Origin of the sequence: Nostoc sp. (assembly GCF_036917515.1) — a bacterium.
Lineage (GTDB): Bacteria > Cyanobacteriota > Cyanobacteriia > Cyanobacteriales > Nostocaceae > Nostoc.
The window spans coordinates 12718-37185 of sequence record NZ_JBALDE010000107.1 but is presented as its reverse complement, the minus strand read 5'-3'; the positions used below and the strand labels follow the sequence as shown (position 1 = coordinate 37185).

General features: G+C 42.0%; 21 protein-coding genes and 1 pseudogene. 11 read left to right on the top strand and 11 right to left on the bottom strand.

Annotated elements, in window-relative coordinates:
- Window positions 1–730 precede the first annotated feature (730 nt).
- Window positions 731–5416 carry a glutamate synthase large subunit gene (gene gltB / locus V7K89_RS13725; protein WP_335187906.1) on the top strand — a complete coding sequence of 1562 codons (4686 nt, stop codon included), beginning with the start codon at window positions 731–733 and terminating at the stop codon, window positions 5414–5416.
- A gap of 151 nt (window positions 5417–5567) precedes the next feature.
- On the opposite strand, the pseudogene V7K89_RS13720 reads toward gltB, so the two are convergent.
- Window positions 5568–6442 (bottom strand): annotated as a pseudogene (locus V7K89_RS13720) (IS630 family transposase).
- 173 nt (window positions 6443–6615) lie between these two features.
- A complete protein-coding gene (locus V7K89_RS13715) occupies window positions 6616–7524 on the bottom strand; it encodes a polysaccharide deacetylase family protein (RefSeq protein ID WP_335187904.1) in 909 nt (302 codons plus the stop codon).
- A gap of 1447 nt (window positions 7525–8971) precedes the next feature.
- Between V7K89_RS13715 and lepB the strand changes: the two genes are divergently transcribed.
- On the top strand, window positions 8972–9544 hold the full coding sequence (gene lepB, locus V7K89_RS13710; RefSeq protein WP_335187902.1) for a signal peptidase I: 573 nt from the start codon (window positions 8972–8974) through the stop codon (window positions 9542–9544).
- A gap of 79 nt (window positions 9545–9623) precedes the next feature.
- Here lepB and V7K89_RS13705 read toward each other — a convergent pair whose 3' ends face one another.
- Together V7K89_RS13705 and V7K89_RS13700 are read right to left on the bottom strand one after the other, a co-directional pair.
- Entirely contained in the window at window positions 9624–10157 is a 534-nt protein-coding gene (locus tag V7K89_RS13705) for a ComEA family DNA-binding protein (RefSeq protein WP_335187901.1), read from the bottom strand.
- Window positions 10158–10171: 14 nt separating this feature from the next.
- Complete coding sequence (locus tag V7K89_RS13700) at window positions 10172–10546, bottom strand: NINE protein (protein ID WP_335187899.1); 375 nt, start codon at window positions 10544–10546, stop codon at window positions 10172–10174.
- A gap of 192 nt (window positions 10547–10738) precedes the next feature.
- Here V7K89_RS13700 and V7K89_RS13695 point away from each other — a divergent pair, with 192 nt between their 5' ends.
- Window positions 10739–11671, top strand: a complete 933-nt coding sequence (locus V7K89_RS13695; protein WP_335187897.1) for a J domain-containing protein — start codon at window positions 10739–10741, stop codon at window positions 11669–11671.
- A gap of 126 nt (window positions 11672–11797) precedes the next feature.
- Window positions 11798–12121: a DUF1825 family protein gene (locus V7K89_RS13690; RefSeq protein WP_335187895.1), complete on the top strand. Its 324-nt coding sequence runs from the start codon at window positions 11798–11800 to the stop codon at window positions 12119–12121.
- Window positions 12122–12189: 68 nt separating this feature from the next.
- Here V7K89_RS13690 and V7K89_RS13685 read toward each other — a convergent pair whose 3' ends face one another.
- On the bottom strand, window positions 12190–14115 hold the full coding sequence (locus V7K89_RS13685) for a transglycosylase domain-containing protein (protein ID WP_335187893.1): 1926 nt from the start codon (window positions 14113–14115) through the stop codon (window positions 12190–12192).
- Window positions 14116–14229: 114 nt separating this feature from the next.
- Here V7K89_RS13685 and tyrS point away from each other — a divergent pair, with 114 nt between their 5' ends.
- The 5 genes from tyrS (at window position 14230) to gmk (ending at window position 18554) form a co-directional block, all read left to right on the top strand.
- A complete protein-coding gene (gene tyrS, locus V7K89_RS13680; RefSeq protein ID WP_442941657.1) occupies window positions 14230–15480 on the top strand; it encodes a tyrosine--tRNA ligase in 1251 nt (416 codons plus the stop codon).
- Window positions 15481–15501: 21 nt separating this feature from the next.
- On the top strand, window positions 15502–16233 hold the full coding sequence (gene pyrF, locus V7K89_RS13675; protein ID WP_335187891.1) for an orotidine-5'-phosphate decarboxylase: 732 nt from the start codon (window positions 15502–15504) through the stop codon (window positions 16231–16233).
- Window positions 16230–16910 (top strand): hypothetical protein, encoded by a 681-nt coding sequence (locus tag V7K89_RS13670; RefSeq protein ID WP_335187889.1) that lies wholly within the window; start codon window positions 16230–16232, stop codon window positions 16908–16910. Before pyrF ends, V7K89_RS13670 begins: the two co-directional genes overlap by 4 nt.
- A gap of 611 nt (window positions 16911–17521) precedes the next feature.
- Window positions 17522–17788 (top strand): extracellular matrix/biofilm regulator RemA, encoded by a 267-nt coding sequence (gene remA, locus V7K89_RS13665; protein ID WP_073639751.1) that lies wholly within the window; start codon window positions 17522–17524, stop codon window positions 17786–17788.
- Between the two features lie 166 nt (window positions 17789–17954).
- Window positions 17955–18554: a guanylate kinase gene (gmk, locus tag V7K89_RS13660; protein ID WP_335187965.1), complete on the top strand. Its 600-nt coding sequence runs from the start codon at window positions 17955–17957 to the stop codon at window positions 18552–18554.
- 62 nt (window positions 18555–18616) lie between these two features.
- Here gmk and V7K89_RS13655 read toward each other — a convergent pair whose 3' ends face one another.
- The 3 genes from V7K89_RS13655 to V7K89_RS13645 all read right to left on the bottom strand — a co-directional run bounded on the left by V7K89_RS13655 (window position 18617) and on the right by V7K89_RS13645 (window position 20100).
- The gene (locus V7K89_RS13655; protein ID WP_335187887.1) at window positions 18617–19138 is read right to left on the bottom strand and encodes a photosystem I reaction center protein subunit XI; all 522 of its coding nucleotides are present in this window, start codon (window positions 19136–19138) and stop codon (window positions 18617–18619) included.
- A 277-nt stretch (window positions 19139–19415) separates the two neighbouring features.
- Window positions 19416–19565, bottom strand: coding sequence for a photosystem I reaction center subunit IX (gene psaJ / locus V7K89_RS13650; protein WP_335187885.1), 150 nt, complete (start codon window positions 19563–19565; stop codon window positions 19416–19418).
- 40 nt (window positions 19566–19605) lie between these two features.
- Complete coding sequence (locus tag V7K89_RS13645) at window positions 19606–20100, bottom strand: Photosystem I reaction center subunit III (RefSeq protein ID WP_335187883.1); 495 nt, start codon at window positions 20098–20100, stop codon at window positions 19606–19608.
- A gap of 264 nt (window positions 20101–20364) precedes the next feature.
- Between V7K89_RS13645 and tsaD the strand changes: the two genes are divergently transcribed.
- Window positions 20365–21414 carry a tRNA (adenosine(37)-N6)-threonylcarbamoyltransferase complex transferase subunit TsaD gene (gene tsaD, locus V7K89_RS13640; protein ID WP_335187881.1) on the top strand — a complete coding sequence of 350 codons (1050 nt, stop codon included), beginning with the start codon at window positions 20365–20367 and terminating at the stop codon, window positions 21412–21414.
- Window positions 21415–21449: 35 nt separating this feature from the next.
- On the opposite strand, the gene V7K89_RS13635 is transcribed toward tsaD, so the two are convergent.
- Both V7K89_RS13635 and V7K89_RS13630 read right to left on the bottom strand, forming a co-directional pair.
- Window positions 21450–22367, bottom strand: a complete 918-nt coding sequence (locus V7K89_RS13635) for an alpha/beta fold hydrolase (RefSeq protein ID WP_335187879.1) — start codon at window positions 22365–22367, stop codon at window positions 21450–21452.
- Window positions 22368–22474: 107 nt separating this feature from the next.
- A complete protein-coding gene (locus V7K89_RS13630) occupies window positions 22475–23194 on the bottom strand; it encodes a hypothetical protein (protein WP_012410214.1) in 720 nt (239 codons plus the stop codon).
- Between the two features lie 468 nt (window positions 23195–23662).
- Here V7K89_RS13630 and V7K89_RS13625 point away from each other — a divergent pair, with 468 nt between their 5' ends.
- Window positions 23663–24211: a GNAT family N-acetyltransferase gene (locus V7K89_RS13625; protein WP_292859591.1), complete on the top strand. Its 549-nt coding sequence runs from the start codon at window positions 23663–23665 to the stop codon at window positions 24209–24211.
- Window positions 24212–24275: 64 nt separating this feature from the next.
- On the opposite strand, the gene V7K89_RS13620 is transcribed toward V7K89_RS13625, so the two are convergent.
- Entirely contained in the window at window positions 24276–24416 is a 141-nt protein-coding gene (locus tag V7K89_RS13620) for a hypothetical protein (RefSeq protein WP_335187877.1), read from the bottom strand.
- Window positions 24417–24468 lie beyond the last annotated feature (52 nt).

Sequence of the window (24468 nt, the reverse complement as noted above, 5' to 3'; positions counted from 1 at the left end):
AATTATTTGGAAATATAAAGAAAGCATGACTTTATTTTTGAATAAATATGATAATCTATATATTGGCTATTTATATCTTATAAACACACATTAATTTATTTAGACGCTAAAGCCACTGCAATCAAGTGTTTGAACTCCCACTAATTTTAACTACACCATATACGGTAGTTTTGGTTATCAAAACTGGATTAAGATATTTAATCCTCGCTGAATGTTGCTAATATGATTACTTCAGGAATGTCTAGTTAATAGTGATACATGCGGCAACTGGTAAGCGGCAAAATTCTAGACAACAAAAATATTTGGGAATTGTCAAATGGGTATCTATTGTAATACGCTGATTTTATTGCTGGATCGGGATGATTTTGGCTTTAAAATATAGTACAGCGTTTAATTTTAGTTTTGTTTCAGGTGAGCCAAAAAAATCGGCTCAGTAAATAGCTAGTGTGCATCTGGAAAAAAGGGATTGAGAAAATACTTAACTTCAAAATATAAAAAAGAAACTGTCAGGGCAAAAAGAATGTCTTGGCGGAGGTAACTTGTCTAACACCGCATAAACACTTAAAAAACACGCAATCATTTTAACACGGGATGACTGATAAAGTAAAACCGAAGTTAAAATTTTTTTTCCTTAAAATTCGGTGTTTATATATTTTTCCATCGCTGAAATTAGAAATTTTCCTCACTATGTAATGGCAAAATTGGTAACTCAATACTTCAGGAACAGGGTATGAATAATAAACCGATGAATCAAAACCAGAAAATCACAGCGGATATCAACTCAAGAGATACTTATCAGGGGCAAAAGTGGTTAGTGGAAGAACGAGATGCCTGTGGTGTAGGTTTTATTGTTCATCGCCAGAATCATACCAGCCACGAAATTGTCGAAAAAGCCTTAGCTGCTTTAACCTGCTTAGAACATCGAGGAGGTTGTAGCGCCGATCGCGACTCTGGTGATGGTGCTGGAGTATTGACAGCAATTCCTTGGGAGTTGTTCCAACAAGATTTTGCCCAAAGAGGAAAGGAATTTCCATCTAGCGATCGCATAGCTGTGGGGATGATATTTCTACCACAAGACCAGCAAGCTGCACAAGAAGCTAGGGCAACTGTTGAGCAAGTAGCTGCTGAAGAGAAATTAATTGTATTGGGTTGGCGAGTAGTGCCAGTGCAATCTGACTTGCTGGGGGTACAAGCAAGAGAAAATCAGCCCCAGATTGAACAAGTTTTGTTAGCTTCCGTTGACAAAAGCGGTGATGAATTAGAACGGCAGTTATACATTACCCGCCGCCGAATTAGTAAAGCTGCAACTAACATCTCAGAAGAATTTTATATCTGTTCGTTGTCAAGTCGCACAATTGTATACAAAGGCATGGTGCGTTCCGCTGTCTTGGGCAGCTTTTACGATGATTTAAAAAATCCAGCTTACAAAAGCGCCTTTGCTGTTTATCACCGCCGCTTTAGTACCAATACCATGCCCAAGTGGCCTCTAGCGCAACCGATGCGGCTTTTGGGTCACAACGGCGAAATCAATACTTTATTGGGTAACATCAACTGGATGATGGCACGAGAAGCTAGCCTGAATCATCCTGTATGGGGCGATCGCATCGAGGAACTCAAGCCATTAGTTCATATTGATAACAGTGACTCTGCCACCTTAGACAATGTAGTGGAATTACTGGTGCGCTCTGGACGCAGCCCCTTGGAAGCTTTAATGATTATGGTTCCAGAGGCTTACCAAAATCAGCCTTCTTTACATAAATTTCCAGAAATTGTTGATTTTTACGAATATTATAGTGGTCTGCAAGAAGCGTGGGATGGCCCAGCACTTTTAGTATTCAGCGATGGCAAAAAAGTTGGTGCAACACTAGATCGTAATGGTTTAAGACCCGCTCGTTACGCGATCACCAAAGATGATTACATTGTTGTAGCTTCCGAAGCTGGTGTAGTGGACTTCCCAGAAGCCGATATTGTCGAGAAAGGTAGACTCGGCCCAGGGCAAATGATCGCCGTAGATTTAGAAAATCATGAAGTGCTGAAGAATTGGGATATAAAGGGTCGCATCGCCAAGCAGCATCCTTACAGGGAATGGTTGCAACAGTATCGTCAAGAATTAAAGTCATTAGTCATTAGTCATCCGTCATTAGCAAATGGCAATGGCAAAGGACAAATGACAAATGACCAAGCACAAGTGACAATTGACAAGCAAACCTTGCTTCAGCGTCAAACTGCCTTTGGCTACACCACAGAAGATGTGGAAATGGTGATTCATCCAATGGCGATCGCAGGTTCTGAGCCGACTTTCTGCATGGGTGATGATATTCCCTTAGCCGTGCTATCACAAAAGCCCCATCTGCTGTATGACTATTTCAAACAGCGCTTTGCTCAGGTGACGAACCCAGCGATCGATCCCCTGCGGGAAAAGCTAGTAATGTCTTTGAAAGTTGAACTAGGTGAACGGGGTAACTTATTAGAACCTAAGCCAGAATATGCTCGCAGATTAAAACTCGAATCACCAGTGTTGACGGATGGTGAATTAGAGGCGATTAAACTGTCAGAATTTGCCACGGCTGAATTGTCAACCCTGTTTGCGCTCGCTAATGGTCCAGAAGGATTGAAAGCCGCAGTGCAGTCTTTGCAAGCACAAGCTGCTGAGTCAGTTCGGACAGGTGCAAAGATTTTAATATTAACCGATGGGGTCAATGACAGTATCAACACAGAATATACCTACATTCCTCCCCTCTTAGCAGTGGGCGCTGTGCATCACCATCTGATTCGTGAGGGATTGCGAATGAAAACATCCCTGATTGTGAATACTGCTCAATGCTGGAGTACCCATCACTTTGCTTGTCTGATTGGTTATGGTGCTGGCGCAGTTTGCCCGTATATGGCTTTAGATACAGTGCGTGATTGGTGGTCTGATCCCAAAACGCAAAAGTTAATGGGTGTGCAAAAAATTCCCACCCTCACCCTAGAACAAGCTTTAGGAAACTATCGCAAAGCAGTAGAGTCAGGTTTGCTAAAAATTCTCTCTAAAATGGGAATTTCTCTGCTCTCCAGTTATCAAGCAGCCCAAATCTTTGAAGCGATTGGTATCGGTGGAGATTTAATCGAACTGGGATTTCGTGGTACAACTTCCCGCATCGGTGGTTTGAGTGTTACCGAACTCGCTGATGAAGTGCTTTCCTTCCACGTCAAAGCTTTCCCAGAACTAACGACTAAGAAATTAGAAAACCTGGGCTTTGTGCAGTACCGTCCTGGCGGCGAGTACCACATGAATAGCCCAGAAATGGTTAAGGCGCTGCATAAGGCTCTAGATGGTAAAAACTACGACCACTACGAAGTTTATAAAAAGCACCTCCAAGGGAGACCAGTAACAGCCTTGCGGGACTTGCTGGACTTCCAAGGCGATCGCCCGTCGGTTCCTCTAGAAGAAGTGGAATCAGTATATGAGATTGTCAAGCGCTTCTGCACAGGAGGCATGTCTTTAGGTGCTTTGTCAAGAGAAGCCCATGAAACTTTAGCGATCGCCATGAACCGGATTGGCGGTAAATCCAATTCTGGAGAAGGTGGCGAAGATCCAGTGCGCTACACAGTTCTAGATGATGTGGATGAGTCTGGTTACTCGCCAACCCTACCTCATTTAAAAGGATTGCAGAATGGCGATCGAGCTTATAGTGCCATCAAGCAAGTTGCATCGGGACGCTTTGGTGTCACCCCAGAGTACCTAGTCAACGCCAAACAAATTGAAATCAAAATTGCCCAAGGTGCCAAGCCTGGGGAAGGTGGGCAACTGCCAGGCCCGAAGGTGAGCCAATACATTGCAATGTTAAGGCGCTCCAAACCAGGTGTAACGCTGATATCGCCACCACCGCACCATGATATTTATTCTATTGAAGACCTAGCACAACTGATTTTTGATCTACACCAAATTAATCCCAAAGCAAAGGTGTCGGTGAAGCTAGTTGCAGAAGTTGGTATTGGCACGATCGCAGCTGGCGTAGCCAAGGCCAACGCTGATATCATCCAGATTTCTGGTCATGATGGTGGTACAGGTGCATCGCCACTAAGTTCGATTAAACACGCTGGTTCACCGTGGGAACTCGGTTTAAGTGAAGTGCATCGCGTTTTGATGGAAAATAGCTTGCGCGATCGCGTGATTTTACGCGTAGATGGCGGTCTCAAGAGTGGCTGGGATGTGGTAATAGGTGCATTAATGGGTGGTGAAGAATTTGGTTTCGGCTCCATCGCCATGATTGCTGAAGGCTGTATCATGGCGCGAGTTTGCCACATGAATACCTGCCCTGTGGGTGTTGCTACCCAAAAAGAAGAACTCCGTAAACGGTTTACAGGAATACCAGAACAAGTTGTCAACTTCTTCTACTTCATCGCCGAAGAAGTGCGTAGTTTGTTAGCCCGACTTGGCTACCGTTCTTTGTCAGAAATCATTGGACGCGCAGATTTGTTAAAACTGCGCCCAGAAGCAAAACTCACCAAAACGCAATCGCTTAATCTCGACTGTTTACTTCAGCTACCAAATAGCAAAGACAATCGTAGCTGGTTGGTGCATGAAGAAGTTCATAGCAACGGCGTGGTTTTAGATGACAAGTTCCTTGCCGATCCCGAAATTCAGGCTGCCATTAAAAATCAATCTACTGTCACCAAGACTTACCCAATTATTAATACTGACAGAACAGTGGGTACAAGATTAGCAGGTGCGATCGCTTCTCAATATGGTGATAGTGGCTTTGAAGGACAAATTAATCTCAACTTTACAGGTAGTGTTGGACAAAGCTTTGGTGCTTTCAACCTTCCCGGCATAATTCTAAGCTTGGAAGGAGAGGCAAATGACTACGTAGGTAAAGGGATGCATGGTGGTGAAATCATCATCAAACCTCCAACTGATGCTACCTATAACGCATCACAAAACGTGATAGTTGGCAATACTTGTCTCTATGGTGCTACTGGTGGCATGTTATTTGCCAGCGGACTAGCAGGAGAGCGCTTTGCTGTGAGAAACTCCAAAGGCATTGCAGTGATTGAAGGCGCTGGGGATCACTGCTGTGAATACATGACAGGTGGTGTGATTGTCGTCCTTGGCAAAGTAGGACGTAACGTAGCCGCGGGAATGACTGGTGGACTGGCATACTTTTTGGATGAAGACGACTCATTTCGTGAGTTAGTCAACCCAGAAATTGTCAAAGTCCAGCGGGTGATCACAGAAGTAGGTGCAAAGCAACTGCAAGAGTTAATCCAAACTCATGCAGAACGTACTGGTTCACCAAAAGCGAAGAAAATTTCGCAAAACTGGCAAGAATTTTTGCCAAAATTCTGGCAGTTGGTTCCACCTTCTGAAGCTGATAGTCCAGAAGCTAATCCCGAAAAAACAACTGAGTTCAGTTTAGTAACAAGTCATTAGGGACTTCCAAATAAAAAATATTCAACTACTTCTTGTGGGGTGGGTGTCTCGCCTGCTTGTAGCCAAAGGCGGGTAAGATATCCACCCCACAAGATTGGATAATTTATTTGTTGGAAATCTCTAAAAGGAAGTATAGCAATAGCCAGATTAGTTAGGACGCCAAACGTAAAACATGCTCCATAGCAATTCGTAGATTATCAAACTGCTCTAAGAGCTTGCGGATGCGGCTTTTTAACCAAGACCAACATCGCTCAATTTTATGTTTTCGTCAGGGGAGTAAGGAGGTAAGTACAGAAGTTGACCGCCTGCATCCTGAATTAGTTGCTCAATGCACCCCCCTTTGTAGAAGGTAGCATTATCCATCACCACTACTTGTCCAGGGGTAAGATTAGGAATCAAGCAGGCTTCCACCCAGGTCTCAAAAATTGTTCGATTGCAAGCGCCCTCGACTGTAAACGGTGCAATCAAACGCTGGTTAGACAACGCTGCAATCATGTTAACCCGTCCCTGATGCCGACCTGATTTGAGGGCATGAAAGCGCTGACCTTTTCATTCCAGCTGTAGCCGTAATCCTCACGATTGTCCATGCCTGACTCATCTACGTAGACTATTGCCTCTACTTCCCAATTGGCTAACTTCTCTATAAATTGTTGCCGTTTGATTTCATCGCGTTCCCGGTATCCATAAGTTTTTTTTTCGCGTGAATCCAATTTTCTTCAACGCCCTTGAAATTGTACGAGCACTGATATCACTGTTCCAAAGTTCTGCCATCTGTTTCTGCGTCTTATCCCCATGAACTTTGCTAAACTCACGAAACTTCTCCCAATCAGTAATTTTGCGATCGCTGCGGGGCGGTTTGTTCGTTTTTAGCTGAAAATCCCCCGTTGCTGCTTTGCGCTTCAGCCAAAGATCGATAGTATTACGGCTGATATTGAACAGTTCACTGACCTCACTTTTCTTTAAGCCATCTAGTTCAATGGCTTGGATAACTTTTTGGCGCAAGTCATAACTGTAGGGTTTGGACATAATATGATCGCAGACTATGAGATGACACCGAATTAGCTCTATTCTATGTCCTAATATACATGGCTGCTGCTATATCTTCACTAACTGAATCAGAAATAACGTATTTTAACCAAAAAATATAATTTTAGTTTTTAGCCAATTACTATTGATTAATTACCCATAATTAATAATTATTACTTTTTGTGAGCAAGCAATTTTTGGTCTGTATCTTGAATTTCTAAAAGTTCTGGAATAGTTACAAAGCGATAGCCTTGCTTTCTAAAGTTGCTAATAATTTTTGGTAAAGCTTGTATAGTTCTGGAACGGTTCCCACCACCATCATGCATTAGTACAATACCACCAGGTTTTGAATCTTTAATCACGTTATTGATCAACTTTGGTACAGCTGGCAACTTGTAGTCTGTGGAGTCAGCTGACCACATCACCACAGCATATTTTTGGCCTTTAGCATAAGTAGCTAATCCATTGTGCAGGTTGCCACCAGGCGGTCGGAACAGATTTGTTTTCGCACCTGTAACTTGATAAATTAGGTCTGTTGTGCGATCAATTTCAAAAGCAGCTGCTTGTTGATTAAAGAAGTGGTACCAGTGATGCCAAGTATGGTTGGCAATGACGTGACCTTGAGCAACAATCTGCCTTCCTATCTCTGGATAATTTTTTAGGTTCTGCCCGACAACAAAAAACGTCCCTTTGATATTATTTGATTTAAGGATATCTAACACTTGTTCTGTGCTTTGAGGCCAAGGGCCATCATCAAAGGTGAGAGCAATCACTTTCTCACCTTGAGAAAGTTTTGCATCCTTAATTATTGCCCCTTGAAAACTTGATGGTATGGGGTAAGCTAGGCCCTTTGCTTGTGCTTCTTGTTGCCAACTTGTAAGCATCGTTGCCTTTAATTTTTCAATACGCTGCTGAGTTCCTACGTTTGCACCGATATCTTTGACATTTATACTTTGTCTACTCTGAGTCTCTGAAGCATTTGGTCTTAGAAGCATCATAAAAGCAAGACTAAAAACACCAGCTAAAGCAAGTAGCGCAATTAATATTCCTTCTGGCCACAGAAACGACTTATTGTTTTCCACCTGAAAGCTCCTTCAAAAATCGAACCATCACCACGGTTATGACGGTACGTTATAGCACATTTTTATTAGATATTTAGATACCAGTTGCTCTCTGGTAATCATGAAAATTTGAATTGGGACTAAGGGAAATTCACAATCGAGAAAACAGATTATACGGTTTTAACTGAAATCTATATGCTTTAGGTTTGGACGAACGCTTATACAATACTTGGTACTGTTTAATGTCAACCCACTCATCGAAGGCAAAGTCTGCACTTTCACATTCTTACCGCTAGCTCTAAGAAGAAGCAAAATCAGATAATTAACCACACCCCAAAATCCTCTTAATAGCAGTTCTAAATTATTTGCTGTTTTTCACTTCATTGCTAAGGCAGCATTATCCTTTTAAGTTTTATGGCTTTGCAAATAAGATGAACTAAGCTGCCGCGCTTACAATTTACACTTTTTACAGACTGAAATTTTTATAGACAGACTGTCTGATAGTAAAGTTATATAATTTACAACTTACTGAATTATTTGATTAACATACAAAACTACTTACAAAGGGCGGTTTTTTAAAAAAAAAGTCTGGTAAACTATTAGTTATATTCTTGATAAAATATATTTTACTGCCTGTTGTCATTGTTTCCTTTTTAAGAAAAAGTTAAATTTTCAACTTACAGAATGTTATCTTGTACTTTCTCTGAAATAGACTAGACGAAAATTGATTCAATATAGTTTCTCATTGCCAAGGGGCATTTATTCTTTAATCTAGTCACTTGTGACTCATTCAGCAAAAATAATTCTATCAGTAGTTTAGTTCTCTTTCGGATGTTGATACTTTAGCCGAAATTGCCACTAGCTTTCTGTCTGTGAATATTTTTCTCGATAATTAAGTATGTTTATATCTTAATTAATAGTACAGTTTAATATACACTGTCACCGTGTAATTACGGAAATTAGTTTCATACATATAGGTAAGTAATTAAAATCACAATAGTACAGTATCTATCTATTGAAGTATTACATACTATATTTAAATAAATGTAGTGTTTTTACTAAAAATACTTTGTTTAACTAGTAATATGTATTTAAAAATACATATCAATTAAAAATAATTTTATGTAATACTACTTAATAATACAAACCAAAATATATTTTTTTGCAACTCAACCTTCAGCAAGACTTCCCTCTGCCTTTTTTCGGTAAAGTGAGATATATATCGCTATCCGTTGTCGCAACTGGTGTTGTGTTAAACGCATATTTTCGATCCGATAGGTCACGAAAAGGACAATTTAAGCGCCTAACGCACCGTCATACTTGCTGTACGTTAGGCTAAAGTCATAACACACCATACTTAAGATTTACTTTATAAATAGTCTCTAAACCCAGTTTTCCTATTAATATACCTTTTGAGTCAAAATAATCAAGGTATTTGTCTCACTTCTGAAACTGGCTAGAAACTTTTATGATTCCTCACGAAAGTGATGCAAAAGAAAAGCGCGCGTCGTTAAAAGTATGGCGTAGTTGGCAAGAAAATCTGATTTTAATTGTGATCGCACTGTGTTTGGCATTCCTGATCCGGACTTTTATTGCCGAACCGCGCTATATACCTTCTGATTCAATGTTGCCTACATTACATACTGGCGATCGCTTGGTAGTTGAAAAAATCTCCTACCATTTTCACCCTCCCATAACTGGAGATATTATTGTTTTTCAGCCACCCGCAGAACTACAACGTCGAGGATATCCCAAAGACCAAGCGTTCATCAAGCGAGTTATTGGGCAGTCGGGTGAGGTAATTAGTGTTGCTTCTGGCAAAGTCTACCTCAACGGTCAACCCTTAGCAGAAGACTACATCGCTGAACCTCCAAATCAGCCATATCGACCAGTGAAAGTCCCAGAAGACGAATTTTTCGTCATGGGAGATAATCGTAACGATAGTAATGATTCTCGCTACTGGGGCTTTTTACCCAGAAAAAATGTCATCGGTCGGGCAACGTTTCGCTTTTGGCCTCTCGACCGTATTGGGTTCATTTAATCAATTTTGGATTTTTCTTTCAATCCAAAATTCCAAATTGCTAGAGTTAGGAGTTATTTTAAGACTTCTAACTTTTAACTTAAAACCTCAAATAATACATTATCTGGGCGATCGCATCACCAGTTAACTCTAATCGCTGCTGGAAATCAGCCAGGTTACGGTAAGGCCCGACTGATTGGCGATTTTGCACCACTGCTTCCGCCAAAGACAAATCTATAAATGGAATTTGTGCTAATTTTTCAATGGTTGCTGTGTTCGGGTTAACTATATTGGTAGGATTTTCTAAAGATTCGCGGTCATAGTAAATAAAATTCAGCAGAGGCTTTAATGGCTCTAAGCGCGGCGCTGGCATACCCAAAGCCGCAGCAATATCTTCAATACAGTAAAATTTCACACCCGAATGTGAAAGTTCTACAAGCGATCGCGCTTGGTGAATTGACAAACCTGGTAGGCGTAACCAATCATCTACAGTGGCTTGATTAGCATCAATGCGAATACCTAATTGAGCTGCAATCTGAATTTCTTCCCCAGATTGTAGGCGATAGTAGGGATCGTTGAGGAGCTTGGCACGGAGTTTTTGCAGTCTGGAATTTAAAGGTAGCCAGTTATTCATGATTGTCGCTTACCTCAAGAAATCTGGTCTAGCAATTGGCGGCGCTTTTGTTCAAATTCATACTCTGAAATTAGTCCATCCTGGCGCAGAGCATCTAATTCACGCATAGCCTCAGCGATCGCTCCTACCTGATTAATCGCCTTTTGTGAGTTCCTTGCCGCTGACTTGCCTAGATTAAAATTACGATCAAAAGCTTCTTCATCTTGGGCTAAATACCAAACTCCCTCAATCGCACTAGCTACCTTGGGGATAGGCGTCCAGGAAAGCAACACATACAAAACACCCCACAGGGGCTGTCCCAAGTAGAATTTATGTAATCCTGAAATTGTCAGCGTGCCAGAAAAAGCTAAAACAGCGGCAACACTTCGACTTTTGCGCTTACTCAACATATTTCTAATAGAAGATATACGAATACCATAATTTCTACAATAAGACAGCCAAAAGGCACAGAAACAATTCATCCCTAACTAAATCTTCTCAATCCCCAATCCACAATTTGAAGAAATTTGAGTAAGTTTCACATGACTGTGCATTCAGCTTTGATGCTAATTTTAAGTTTTTAACGGATCTAGATTACTACGATGTCACAGACTTTCCTACCGCCAGAATGGCTAAAACAGCTTTGTGATCCTTACGCTGTGCTAGGAATTTCTGTGAGTGCTGACGATCGCCAGATTTTTAAACGCTATCACACTTTAGCGAAACTCCTACATCCCGATCACTATGCTAAAAGCTGTAATCCAGACCAACAATTAGCAACGGCAATACTTAGCCATTTAATTAATCCAGCTTACGAACAACTCAAAAATCGACACAAGCGCTTGATTGCCATAGCCATGCTGCGATCAAACGCAAAAGTATTACAGCAACAAGCTTTGTGTAGGCAAAGTGCCATAGCTAAGGAAATTATAGAAATGTCTGCACCCCAAGCAGAATTGTTTTATGAAGAAGCGATCGCCTCCTATGCAGAAGCTCAATACAAATCACTCCATCAGTTTTATCAAGTTACACAACAAATTAGTATACTGAATTTAGTTTATTTACAGTTGCATAAACCTGACCTGTTTCTACCGCAAAAACCCGTTTGCATCATCCCTGAAGTAGAAGTCAAGCCAGTTGGATTGGCATTAAATGAAAAAACTAATATCAAACCAGTTTTGACAAACTACGCTCAACGTCACTACCAGCGAGCGATTGAGTACGTCAGGCTAGCTAATTGGCCCCTAGCTGTGCAAGAACTGCGCGATGCCATCAAGTTAGAGCCAAATAACAGTGACTATTATGCCTTATTAGGTTTAGTACATTTCAAACAGAAATTTATCGGCATGGCCAGGGTTTACCTCCGTCAAGCATTAAAACTTAACCCACAAGATTCATTAGCTTTGAAATACGCTACCATACTGAAAATTCAACAGGGTGAAAATACCAATCCTAAATCAATGGCTAAAGCTTTGAGTATTGCAGCTTTATTAAGTCGATTTAACAAGGGTAAACGTTCTCAAGTCAAGTGTTGAAATTTCGGTAACAAACCGTACTAAAACCGAAGCTTCGTGACTAGATTACTCCCCTAGACTAAAATAATAAATAGAAGTAAAACTATTAAGCTACTGAGTCTGGGCGCTCAGTTTAGTATAAGCAATATGGGATTCTTCGATTCTGAAATAGTTCAGCAAGAAGCAAAACAGCTGTTTGAGGATTATCAAGCGCTGATCAAGCTTGGCAACAGCTACGGCAAATTTGATCGTGATGGCAAAAAGCTGTTTATTGAGCAAATGGAAGCCATGATGGATCGGTATCGCATCTTTATGAAGCGCTTCGAGCTATCAGAAGATTTCATGGCACAAATGACAGTAGAACAACTGAAAACGCAATTAGGTCAGTTCGGTGTCACCCCCCAACAAATGTTTGACCAAATGCACCTCACTTTAGAACGGATGAAAGCCGAGCTAGAAAAACAGTCTTAACAAAAGTTAGGAGTTGGGAGTTAGGAGTTCTCGATAAACTCATAACTCATAACTTATCACTCCTAACTTTAATTTGACTTGGGACGAGAAAACTGCGAAGGTGGCTTGAAGTTTTCTACTGGTACATTTTTGAGTGCCTTATCCATAAAATCTTTCCAAATGGGAGCGACCAGAACACCACCTGTGGCATGGTCAGCTAATTGTCTATTGTCATCTCTCCCTACCCAGACAGCAGTTGTCAACTGTGGCACAGTACCAACAAACCAAATATCTTTTTCTGATGATGTTGTTCCGGTTTTTCCGGCAGCTGGGCGACCGATAGCAGCACTTTTACCTGTACCTTCAGTGATTACCGATCGCATGACATCGATAATTGCTGCTGATGCCCAAGGATCGAGAACTAGCTGCGGTTTAGGTGTGTTATCTAGCAATACGTTACCACTACTATCGGTGACACGGGCAATTACAGTTGGTGGAGATTGCCAGCCATAATTAGCAAAGGTAGCATATGCACTAGCCATTTCCAGAGGGGTGACACCAATAGCCCCAAGTGGTAAGGAAGTCACAGGTTCCATCGGACTTGTAATACCTAAGGTACGGCACGTTTCTATGACTCTATTCATCCCTACAGCCTTACCAATCTTGATCACCGGAATGTTACGCGATTGGGCTAAAGCTCTGCGGATTGGCATAGCTCCGCTAAAACCGCCATCATAATTTCTCGGAAAGTACCAACCGTTACCATCTCGATAGCTAACTGGGGCATCGACGACCGTTGAATCTGGCCCATACTTACCACTAGCAAAAGCAGTATAGTATACAAATGGTTTAAAAGAAGATCCGGGTTGCCGTTGAGATTGAGTTGCACGATTAAACTCACTGGTCTTAGGATCTATACCACCCACCAGTGCCTTAATAAAATGTGTGCGTGGATCAATTGCCACCAAGGCCATTTGATTCTTAGATAATCCTTGCCCCAGAAGTGTTTTATGCCACTTACTAACAGTTTCCTCCGCCATGACTTGGAAGTTGGCATCAACTGTAGTTTGCACCCGCATTCCACCTTTAAGTAGTGTCTCACGCCCAAACTTTTTAGCTAACTCCTGCGCTACGGTATTGGTTACATAAGGTAGAGCACTACCTTGAAAGGATTTGATTCTCCCAAGTTTGATTTCTTGTTTGAGGGCATTGTCGTATTCTGACTGGTTGATCCAGTTCAAATCCCGCATCCGCACTAGGACTTCTTTTTGTTTCTGTTTTGCCAGCTTCATGTTCACAAACGGGCTGAATTCTTCTGGCGCTTGGATCAAACCCGCCATCATTGCTGACTCACCCAAGCTTAAATATTCTGCTGACTTATTAAAGTAACTGCGGGCTGCCGTTTGTACACCATAATTGTTATGACCCCAATAAACTTGATTGAGGTACATTTCTAATATTTGGTCTTTAGTGAGAATTTGCTCTAAGCGGATTGCTAGCACAGCCTCTGCTAATTTGCGGGTAAAGGCACGCTTGCGAGACAAAAATAGGTTTTTTACCAATTGCATGGTGACAGTAGAGCCACCCTCTTTGACTCCGCCTGCTGCTGCGTTAGCTACTATGGCCCGGCCAACACCAGTGGGATTAATACCGTGGTGATCGTAGAAGTGGTCATCTTCACTTGCTAATACCGCTCGTTTTAAATTCGGCGAAATTCTGTCTAGAGGTACGACTTCCCGGTTGGCTTCCCCGTGAATACTCGTTAAGAGTTTGCCCTTAACGTCATAAATGTAAGTCGTTTCTGAGGGAAAGAAGTTACGTAGCTGTCTCACATCTGGCAAATTACGGAAACTGATGGCTAAACCAACCAGTCCTCCGGCTACAATGGAACTTGCCAGCATGGTGATTGAAAGGAGAGTACCGCCAGTTACCTGACCGACTCCTTTCAAAAACTCAAAACCTGATGAAGCCCGACGCTGTGGCTGTTTATCTTCAAAAGTCCTAGACGACGACACGGCTATTTCACTTCCTCATTTGTAAATTTAACTGTAATTGATTGGGTGAAGCAAGGCGATTAGTTTTTTTGCAATTATAGTAGTTTGGCAGATGAGAAAGCGGATAAATTGCCAGTGAATATAACCAACTTAACTTCTAGTGTGCAAAACATAGCTAATAATCAATCTCTTCGGATGACGCAAGATATGAATTGGTTGCGTCGTGGTGTAGTAGAAGTATTCCCACAATCAGATGATGTTAACAGCGAAAGTTTAGAAAGGCTCTTGCTAACTACACAACAACCTTTAAGGGTTAAATTAGGGATTGACCCTACAGGTACTGATATTCATCTTGGTCATAGCATACCAGTACGGAAACTGCGGGGATTTCAAGATGCAGGTCATACAGCAGTTTTAATTATTGGCGATTTTACAGCACGTATTGGCGATCCAACTGGTAAATCTGAAGTGCGTCGTCAGCTTACAGAAGCAGATGTAGCTAAAAATGCTCAGACTTATTTAGATCAAGTACGTCCTATCTTGGATTTTGACACCCCAGGAAGGTTAGAGGTGCGCTATAACTCCGAATGGCTCTCTGGTTTAAACTTAGAGAAAATTTTGGAGTTACTCTCCACGATGACGGTGGGACAGATGTTAGCGAAGGAAGGATTTGCCGATCGCTATAAAAAAGAGAATCCGATTTTTATCCATGAGTTCCTGTACCCATTAATGCAAGGTTTTGATTCGGTTGCAGTTGAGGCAGATGTGGAATTAGGTGGCACTGACCAGAAATTTAACATTGCTGTAGGCAGAGATTTACAGCGCCATTTTGGTCAAAAGCCCCAATTTGGAATGCTGCTGCCAATTTTGATTGGCACTGATGGCGTGCAAAAAATGTCTAAGTCTTTAGGTAATTATATCGGATTATCAGAACACCCAGGACAAAAGTATCAAAAGTTGCAAGGAGTTCCTGACCATCTGCTGTCAGAGTATTTTGAACTGTTGACGGATTTACCTTTGGATCAACTGCCAGAAAATCCCCGCGATCGCCAAACACTCTTAGCATGGGAAGTTGTGAAACAGTACCACGGTGAAACCGCAGCCCAAGAGGCGAAAGAAGCAGCGCAAAGCGGCGGTAAGGAAGGTGCAGTTCCAGAATTTTCTCTAGCTGGCGTGCAGCAATTCCCTACTAAGTTAGCGTATATTCTCAATGTCACTGGCTTGTGCAAAAGTACCGGGGAAGGAAAGCGGAAAATTCAAGAAGGTGGAGTGCGCCTAGATGGCGATCGCATCACTGATGCTGATACCACTTTCGCTGCTCCTAGTGAATTACAAGGTAAAGTTTTACAAGTTGGAAAAAATAAGTTTGTGCGCCTAGTGCCTTAAATGGGGAATGGGGAGTCAGGAATGAGGAATGGAGAACAGGTAGGACAACGAGTTATTGTGGCTTTGGATGTGTCAGATGAACAAAGTGCGATCACTCTTATAGATCGGCTATCACAAGTGGTTTGGTGGAAAGTTGGTTTAGAGTTGTTTACTAGCACTGGCCCGAAAATTCTAGAAGTGTTAAAGTCTCGGCAAAAGCGCATTTTCTTGGATTTAAAGTTTGATGATATTCCCAATACCGTTGCTGGTGCTTGCCGGAGTGCAGCTAGATATGGAGTGGATTTACTGACAATTCATGCTACTGCTGGTAGAGATGCCCTGAAAGCCGCAACTGAGGCGGCACAGGAAGGGGCTGCAAAAGCAGGCGTACAGCCACCAAAGTTAATTGCTATTACTCTGTTAACGAGCATTTCTGCTCGGCAGTTGGCATTTGATTTAAAAATACCCCTAGAATTGCCAGAATATGCTCTAGAAATGGCACTGCTGGCTCAAGAATCTAGTTTGGATGGGGTAGTTTGTTCGCCTCAAGAGGTGGCACAGCTACGACAAACTTGTAAAGATGACTTTTTGCTTGTGTGTCCGGGGGTTAGACCAACTTGGGCAGACAAAGGCGATCAAAAGCGATCGCTCACTCCAGCACAAGCCATTAAAGCTGGTGCAGATTATCTAGTGATTGGTCGTCCCATCACTGCTGCTACTGAGCCTGAGTTAGCCTGGAAGCGGATTTCTGAGGAGTTAATCACGGTGGCATGAAGCTAAGAGTCAGTGAGAAACTCAGAGTGCAGAGTGTAGGGGAGAACAATCTTGCCTCTTCGCTCAGTCAGAAAAATTACAGTTTCCTGTTTGCTTGTGGCTTCTGGATTGTAGTTTCAAATAGCTTTGCTTACCCAGCCTTCTCGATAAACCCCACCCCTAAACCCTCGGCGCTAGCAGAAAGAGAAAATGTCAATAGTGATGTGAAGTCTTTGTGTTCTGAGCAAAATTTAGAAACATTAACTATACAGCTATTGCAAAAATTACCTAGTTATACCAATCGCGCTAGTCAACGCGCCCGCCGCCTCAGTAGAAGCAGTCAGGTTTACAGTTATATGTTAGTGGCAGGAAGACCTGAATTTACTCCTCTGCCCCTTAACCTTGAAGAATATAGTGCAGATGCGTCTAAAAGTGCTGCATCAGGAGTTGAGCAAGTTTTCTTTACTACCTTGGAGCGGCAGTATATAGATCAGAAAGCTGTAGAATTGCAAGAATTTCACTGGCTGTTATTGACTAAAACTAAAAGTGGTTGGCAACTAGTGATGATGTTTTCTCAAGTCGGTTCCTATTTACAACAACGGTCACTATCTCCACCACGAGATAGTAGTAACGGTACTGTTGCCCAAGGAGTTAAAGCTTGGTTGCGCGATTGTGAAGCTGGAAGTTTACGTCAATAAAACCTAATTCCCAATCTTCGTGTAATGTCTAAAAATACTTACTCAAATTCTCTATAAACAGGATTATCACTTGTGGTTAGAAACTACATTGAAATAATTACAAGAACGAGATTTAGAATATTTTGATTAGGAGCGTTTGATTGAGGAGATTGAAAGATTGGGTAATGGACAATAACACAAGTTTGAAAGTTATTTACTTCTTTTGAAATGCTCTGGCGCGGCATAGCCCCTTGTTAAAGGTAAGCTAACTTTTTACAGCACAGCGTAAATAAACTATCCATTTCAAATCAGTAAAATGCTTACGCTGTATACCTGTTTGAATTTTGTTCGCGAGTCCGCAAGCATCATTGTAAATTTTGAATTCGCCTCTTGCGGTACTAGTTATTTTCATAGAAAATACATCACCTAACTAGCTCGTATCAGTATGATTTTGCCTATATCTTTAGGAATATTTTTAGGAAAAATAACTAATAAATAGCTAAAAGAAGCAGACATTATTTAAAAACGCAGATTGGCTTGAATTTAAGCGTTGTAACTCCTGTTTTTTGGCGATAACATGGAAAGAAGTTTATTTCAAGCTTTATCAAACCGCCTTTAGCGTCAGTTTTTTTATGGACATTCAGTTAATTAACATCGGGTTTGGTAACATCGTGTCTGCCAACCGAGTAGTTGCCATTGTCAGTCCAGAGTCTGCCCCGATTAAGCGGATTATTACCGATGCCCGGGATAGAGGTCAACTGATTGATGCAACTTACGGTCGTCGCACTAGAGCTGTAATTATCACCGATTCTAGCCACGTAATTTTGTCAGCAATTCAGCCGGAAACGGTAGCGAATCGCTTTGTAATTTCTCGCGATCATCAAACTGTAGATAATTGATTAGCAGTGGATTTTTCCCACTTCTCTTTATACCGGATCAGTAGTACCATGTAAATTAGACAAATTTTATGTTACTCTTGCTACAAACTTTTTAGTCATTAGTGGACTAGACCAGGAACACAAGACTAATGAATAATATGTATTGATTGATTTACAGGTTGAAAGGATGATGCCAGTTTTACCCATCCACAGTAGTGCGACTACCGAAGAATGCTTACATTTAGGCAGGTTAATTGTTTTAACTGGCCCCAGTGGGGTCGGTAAAGGCACTTTAATGCGATCGCTCCTAGAACGTCATCCAGAACTCTATTATTCTGTATCTGTAACAACTCGTTCTCCCCGTCCAGGGGAAATCGATGGCAAAAGTTATTACTTCATCAGCCGCAGTAAATTTGAACAATTAGTTGCTGAAGGTAAATTTTTAGAATCGGCAGAATTTGCTGGTAACTATTACGGCACTCCCTGTGAAGCTGTACTTACCCAAATTCATGCCGGTAAGTTAGTGGTACTGGAAATTGAATTAGAAGGGGCAAGACAAATTCGTGCTTCTTTTCCCAGTGTCCTCAGCATTTTTATTTTACCGCCTTCCTTTGATGAATTAGAAAAACGAATACGCTCTCGTGCTCAAGACTCCCAAGAAGCGATCGCCCGTCGTCTGCTCCGCGCCCAAGAAGAAATTCAAGCCGCAGATGAATTTGATATTCAAATCGTTAATGACGATTTTGAAACTGCTTTAAATGATATTGAAGCAGTTTTGTTTAAATAAATTAGGAGTTAAGAGTTAGAAGTTATGAATTATTTAAACTCCTAACTCCTAACTCCTAGTAATTAACCAAATAGACCTTGAATTAGTGCCAAATTACTAGTCAAAAAGTAAGCAACTACTGCACCACCAATACCACCAATCAAGAAAGAACTGGCGAAGTTGTTCCAGCTTTCTTTAGAGTTAAAAGCATCTGCTGGTGGCTTGGGTACGGTAACACTAGGAAGTGCTTTGGGTGGATTGCTACTGGCATACAGCGACAGAGCGCCTGTGAGAACTACAACCAGCCCGATAGCTCCTAGTAATCCAGCTAAATTAGCATTATCTGTGTCCCGCAGTGGGCCCAATTTGGCAAAAGGGCCAAATAGCCAGTAACCATGAGCCATACCAATTTCCAAAGCGCGTCTAGCAGGAGCCAGACCTGGGCGATAGGCAGGTAAATTATTAATGAACCATTTGCTCAAGGGAGAAGAATTAATCGGGGTTTCTAGGTTGCCTACCTGTGGATCGCCGAATGCGGGAAAAACAACTTCCCGATTTCTAGGATCGCTGGGAAGATTCTTTGATGCATCTACTGCTTGTGCCATATTTTATGTTCGCCTCTAAAATTAAAATGGTGGCATTTTCATATTAATAATAATTGTAGCTAAAGAAGCATTTTGTTTAAGAAGTTTAGAAAAATTAATTTAGCTTCTTTTAAAACTGTGAAACTCGCGATCTATAAACAGGATCACGAGTTTCAAAAAACTATTTTTGCTGTCTATTTTGGTGATAATTCTGCATAACTAAGCTGAATACATCAACTATACAATATTAAGCAAAAAACCAGAAATTGATTCAATTGTCCTAAATCCCATTTGACACTTATGGTAGTGGGTGGAAAAGTAAGTCAGGGAAAAAGCGGTTGAATTCAATCAAGATACCTGCTGTGATTATCATCCAGATGGTAGCTGCCACGGGCGCTGTGGAAATGAATTTAATCAAATAAGCTGATTGGTCGCCTTTGTCTGCCATGAATTTAGTCTCCAAAACGAATGAATTAGTTAAACTGAATTTAGCGCGGAGAAATGGGGATTTCTGAATCCTTGGCTGCTAATCTTGCAGAGAGCAATTCTTGGACTGCTGCTGCTGGCCAAGCAAAGCCTGAGGCCATGATGGGTAGTGCCAAAGCAAGATCGATTTGGATTTCTTTTAGTTCAGTGTTAGATTCCTTTTTAATTGCTTGCAGATAGGCACGACCTACCCAACCAATCCAACCAGCAATATATAGAAACAAAATGCTAGGGATCAAAAAGTCACCAGCATGATTTAGACGACCATCAACAATCAAGTGGGGGTATCCTTCAGGACCACACAGCTCCTGAGAATAACGCTCAAATCGCTTTATCCCTGATTGAGGATCGGCAGTGGTATTACGGGCATTAGCTGCTAGCTGTTGAAAAGCGGGATTGTCTCCGCATGGTGTCAAATTAGCCCCTAGAGCTTGTGCTGGGGGGGCAAAGTTGAACCAAAGACTAATCGCTAAAATCAAAGCAAACAATCGTCGCATAGAGTTGTTTCCTTTTATTACAAAACAAGAAGTTATTTGTACAAAACGAAGCGGCTTGTACAGTTGTTTATTTGCATAACTAGGAAGTCATCATACTCTTGGGTGGGAACCGAGTAAAGTTTAAGTAAATAAAAGTTAAAGCTTCTCAACCAAGTCTTTATCGAGTGCTAAGTGGTGAGAACCAGTCTTGAGTATCAGAATTGTTGTTGTAGGGTAGTAAAGAAGCAAGATTTTGTCTCTAATACTCAAAACTCAGCATCCTCAATGGCAACCGTTTTAGCAATAGAAACCAGTTGTGATGAAACAGCCGTCGCAATTGTTAACAACCGTAAAGTTTGCAGCAGTATCGTAGCCTCGCAAATTTCGATCCATCAGCAGTATGGCGGAGTAGTACCAGAAGTAGCGTCTCGCCAGCACTTGGAAACAATCAATGAAGCGATCACCCAAGCTTTAGAGCAAGCCCAATTAGACTGGGGAAAAATCGACGCAATTGCCGCCACTTGTGCTCCTGGACTCGTAGGAGCGCTATTAGTGGGGTTAACTGCTGCCAAAACCTTGGCAATGGTACACAACAAGCCATTTTTGGGAGTTCATCACCTCGAAGGTCACATTTACGCAACTTATTTAAGTGAATCAACTTTAAATCCCCCTTTCCTTAGCTTACTGGTTTCAGGCGGACATACAAGCTTGATTTATGTCAAAGATTGTGGTAAATACGAAACTTTAGGACAAACCCGTGATGATGCTGCGGGTGAAGCCTTTGATAAAGTGGCGCGATTGTTAAAGCTGGGTTATCCCGGTGGACCAGTGATTGACAAGTTGGCACAAGAGGGGAATCCTCAAGTCTTTGCTTTACCAGAAGGAAGAGTTTCTCTACCCGGTGGTGGATTTCATCGTTATGATACGAGTTTTAGTGGGTTAAAAACGGCTGTATTACGTTTAGTGCAGCAGTTAGAAAAAGATAGTAGACAAGTACCAGTGGCAGATGTAGCAGCTAGCTTTCAGGATGCGGTAGCGCGATCGCTAACCAAAAGAGCGATCGCCTGTGCCCTTGACTATGGTCTAGACACAATTGCCATTGGTGGCGGTGTAGCTGCAAACAGTGGCTTGAGAAAAAACCTCCAAGCCGCCGCCGTTCAACACAACCTACGTGTCCTATTCCCACCTCTAAAATTCTGTACCGATAACGCCGCCATGATTGGCTGTGCCGCTGCTGACCATCTATCCCGTGGTCATACATCCCCCCTCACACTAGGCGTTGAGTCTAGGTTAGGGCTGACTCAGGTAATGAAGTTGTATCAACCTATTGAGTAGTCATTTGTCATTTGTCATTTATAACCACCAATGCCCTATACCCTATAACTATTGACTATCGATCTGATATGATCGGCCACAGCATCCGGCTGTTCCAACATCGCCAGGTGTCCACAATTAGGAATTTCCAGGACATTTTCACCACAATATTGAAAAAGTCTGTGAAAGCTAGCTAAATGGCGCACATACTTGGGTTCCATGACCTTGTCTTCTGCGCCAGCCAAAAAATAAACTGGCTGCTTCAGTTGGGATACTAGCTCAGGTAAACGATTGATTTCTTCTTCAGTTGTAGAGTCTAACAGAGTTCCCAAAGCCGCTTCTGGATCAGCCACAACGAAATCTATGACTCGCTGACGTGCCCAATAGCGCTCCAAAGGACGAGCCACACTAGCTCTGGTAAACAGCAAATCAATCAAAGGCACTTGGGAGAGCCAGCGCGGACGGACTTGCAAAAATTTCTGACCCGCCGATCTAAACTGCTCAAAGGCTTCTTTGAGGTAAATACCACCACCAGCGTTAATACAGATAACGCCCTTAATACACTCAGGCATTTGATCTGCTCCCCAAAGAGCGATCGTCCCACCCAACGAGTGACCAATTAGCCAAGCACTGGTAATATTTAGCTGTTTTAAAAGAGCTGCTAAATCCTGAGTATACGCAGCAGGAGTATAAAGAGAATCGAAAGATGAGCTAACCGCACTACTGGAGATGGGCGTCAGACTCAAAGACGTTTGTGCTCGACTAAAATCGGTTTTTACCTGGGACTGGGATTCACCAAAACCCCGCAAATCATAGGACAAACACTGCAAATCATCTGATAGGCGGGAAATCACAGGTTGCCAATATCCACGGCTATTGAGCCAACCGTGGATAAATACTAAAGCATGGGGGCAGGAAGTGGGAGCCGTTAGCTCGTATGCGTGTGGAACGCCCAAGATTTCGATAGTTGCCATACTTATATCGTACCCTTAAGGACGGGTGCGACTAAATACTAAAGTGGAAAGAGTTAGAAGTTAGGAGTGAGGAATTTTTAACTCATAACTCCTCACTTTTCACTTTTTTATTTACCCAACAACCTCTGTCGCACTCCTTCAGCAATTTTGTGACCCAGATATTCAGGAATAAGGCTTTCATTCGGCCCTAACAAGTAGAGAATTAGCCGTGTACGTCCACGCCAAACCAGTAAATTGGCATTGACTACCAAAAGGTCTTCCTGCCAGATAGCGTACATCACTTTGTAGAATAATCCTGGTTGATTATCAGCTTCAATCACTAGAGCAGGAAGATGAAAAACCGGATCGACATAGAACTCAGTTTGTACCTGCTCTAAGCCAGTGTCAAGATTAAATTCTACTGCCAGCATCTCTTCTACCTCAAACCGACCTCCTAAAGCCTCGCGAATGGCGCGACAGACATTTTCTGCGGTTTTCTCGGTCAAGGCTTTACTACCACGAGATACCAAAAGTTTGATAAAAACTAACATTGGCGGACGGATCTGACCGTATAGACTCAGACCGTGGATAGTCAACCCATAAGCTGCTAGTACACCAAAAATATCGCTGAGGAGAAAAGACTGGTTACGGTAAGCAAAATGCAGGGCACTTTTGCTACCTTCCGGTTTCAGTTCAATAACAGCGCGTCTAGTTTTATAGAGACGGTAGGCTAGCCGCAAATTTTGCAGTTGAATTTCACTGCTGACGAATTGCTCATAAAACTGGGGAAACGCTCGGTTAAAGCGCTTTAGAAGTTCCAGTGTGGAAGATTTTAAACCAGAAGCCATTGTTAAAGGTAAGACTCGCTTGCTTTCGTCATCTGGGAGGTGGGTGTTAGGGGCTGGGTGTTTGGAACTGAGGACTGGAGATTGAAGACTGCGAGGACAAGGGGACAACACAAAAGTGTTCTCGATACCCAATTCCCAATTCCCAATGCCCAATCCTGTGTATACAATTCACTCCTAAGCTAACGTGCATTTAAGCTCTATACGAGCAATTGCCAGGATTAGATTTTTGAATTTTGGATTGTTTATATCCTTACCCTTTTGGTGAATTTCTCCTAGCCTTTACAACAAAATGCTAAAGTTGAAAATGATTGGTGTGAAACACGCTTTAACTGGCTGTTACCATTGCAAATCCCGAAAACAAACGAAAATTGAGTGTAAAGGATAGTAAATGGGGTAGCGCTGTTAAAAGTGAATCAACACTCCTGAGAGTGGAAACCAATTCAGTTATACTACCCGAACCGCGTTGGCATGGGTTTTTGGAAAACTTGGTTTAGTACTCCTGAATCTGTAGGGACAACTAGGACAAACCTCTTTGAAGAGCATACAGCAGAAACTGCGGGCAATAGCCCCAGTAGTATTAGCGAAGCTTCTTCAAAGGAAGCTCGGATCGTGTTCAGCACGGAACGAGATATTGACCTATATGAGCTAGAAGAACTCTGTGATGCAGTTGGTTGGTCGCGTCGTCCTCTAAGAAAAGTGAAAAAAGCTATTGAGCATAGTTTTCTCGTTGCCTCAATGTGGCAAGTGAGAGGAAACCAAAAGCGGCTCATTGGTTTTGCCCGTGCTACTTCAGATCACGCGTTTAATGCCACTATCTGGGATGTAGTAGTTCACCCGGACTTTCAAAGTCAAGGACTGGGTAAGGCGCTGATGAAATATGTTCTTAAAAAACTTAGGAGTGAAGAAATTAGTAATGTCACTCTCTTTGCTGACCCCCATGTTGTAGATTTCTACCGAACTATGGGGTTTATGGCCGATCCAGAAGGCATCAAAGGTATGTTCTGGTATCCTCACTAACACTCAATCCAAATAAAACCCGATTCGCACAATAAAATCAGGTAGGTATAGTAGTATAAATCTATTATTTTAATTTGGTTTGGCAAGGTTTAGCCGACGAACGAACAAGTAATATCTCTTGTAAAACGAAGTCGGCAGACAAACCTTTATCAGTGTAATTATCTAATTTAGCTCGAATTTGCAGAAATATAAATATATTAGGCATGAGCGGTGTTATGTGATATGATTGGCTTAATGCTTTTGTGAAGTGCGATCGC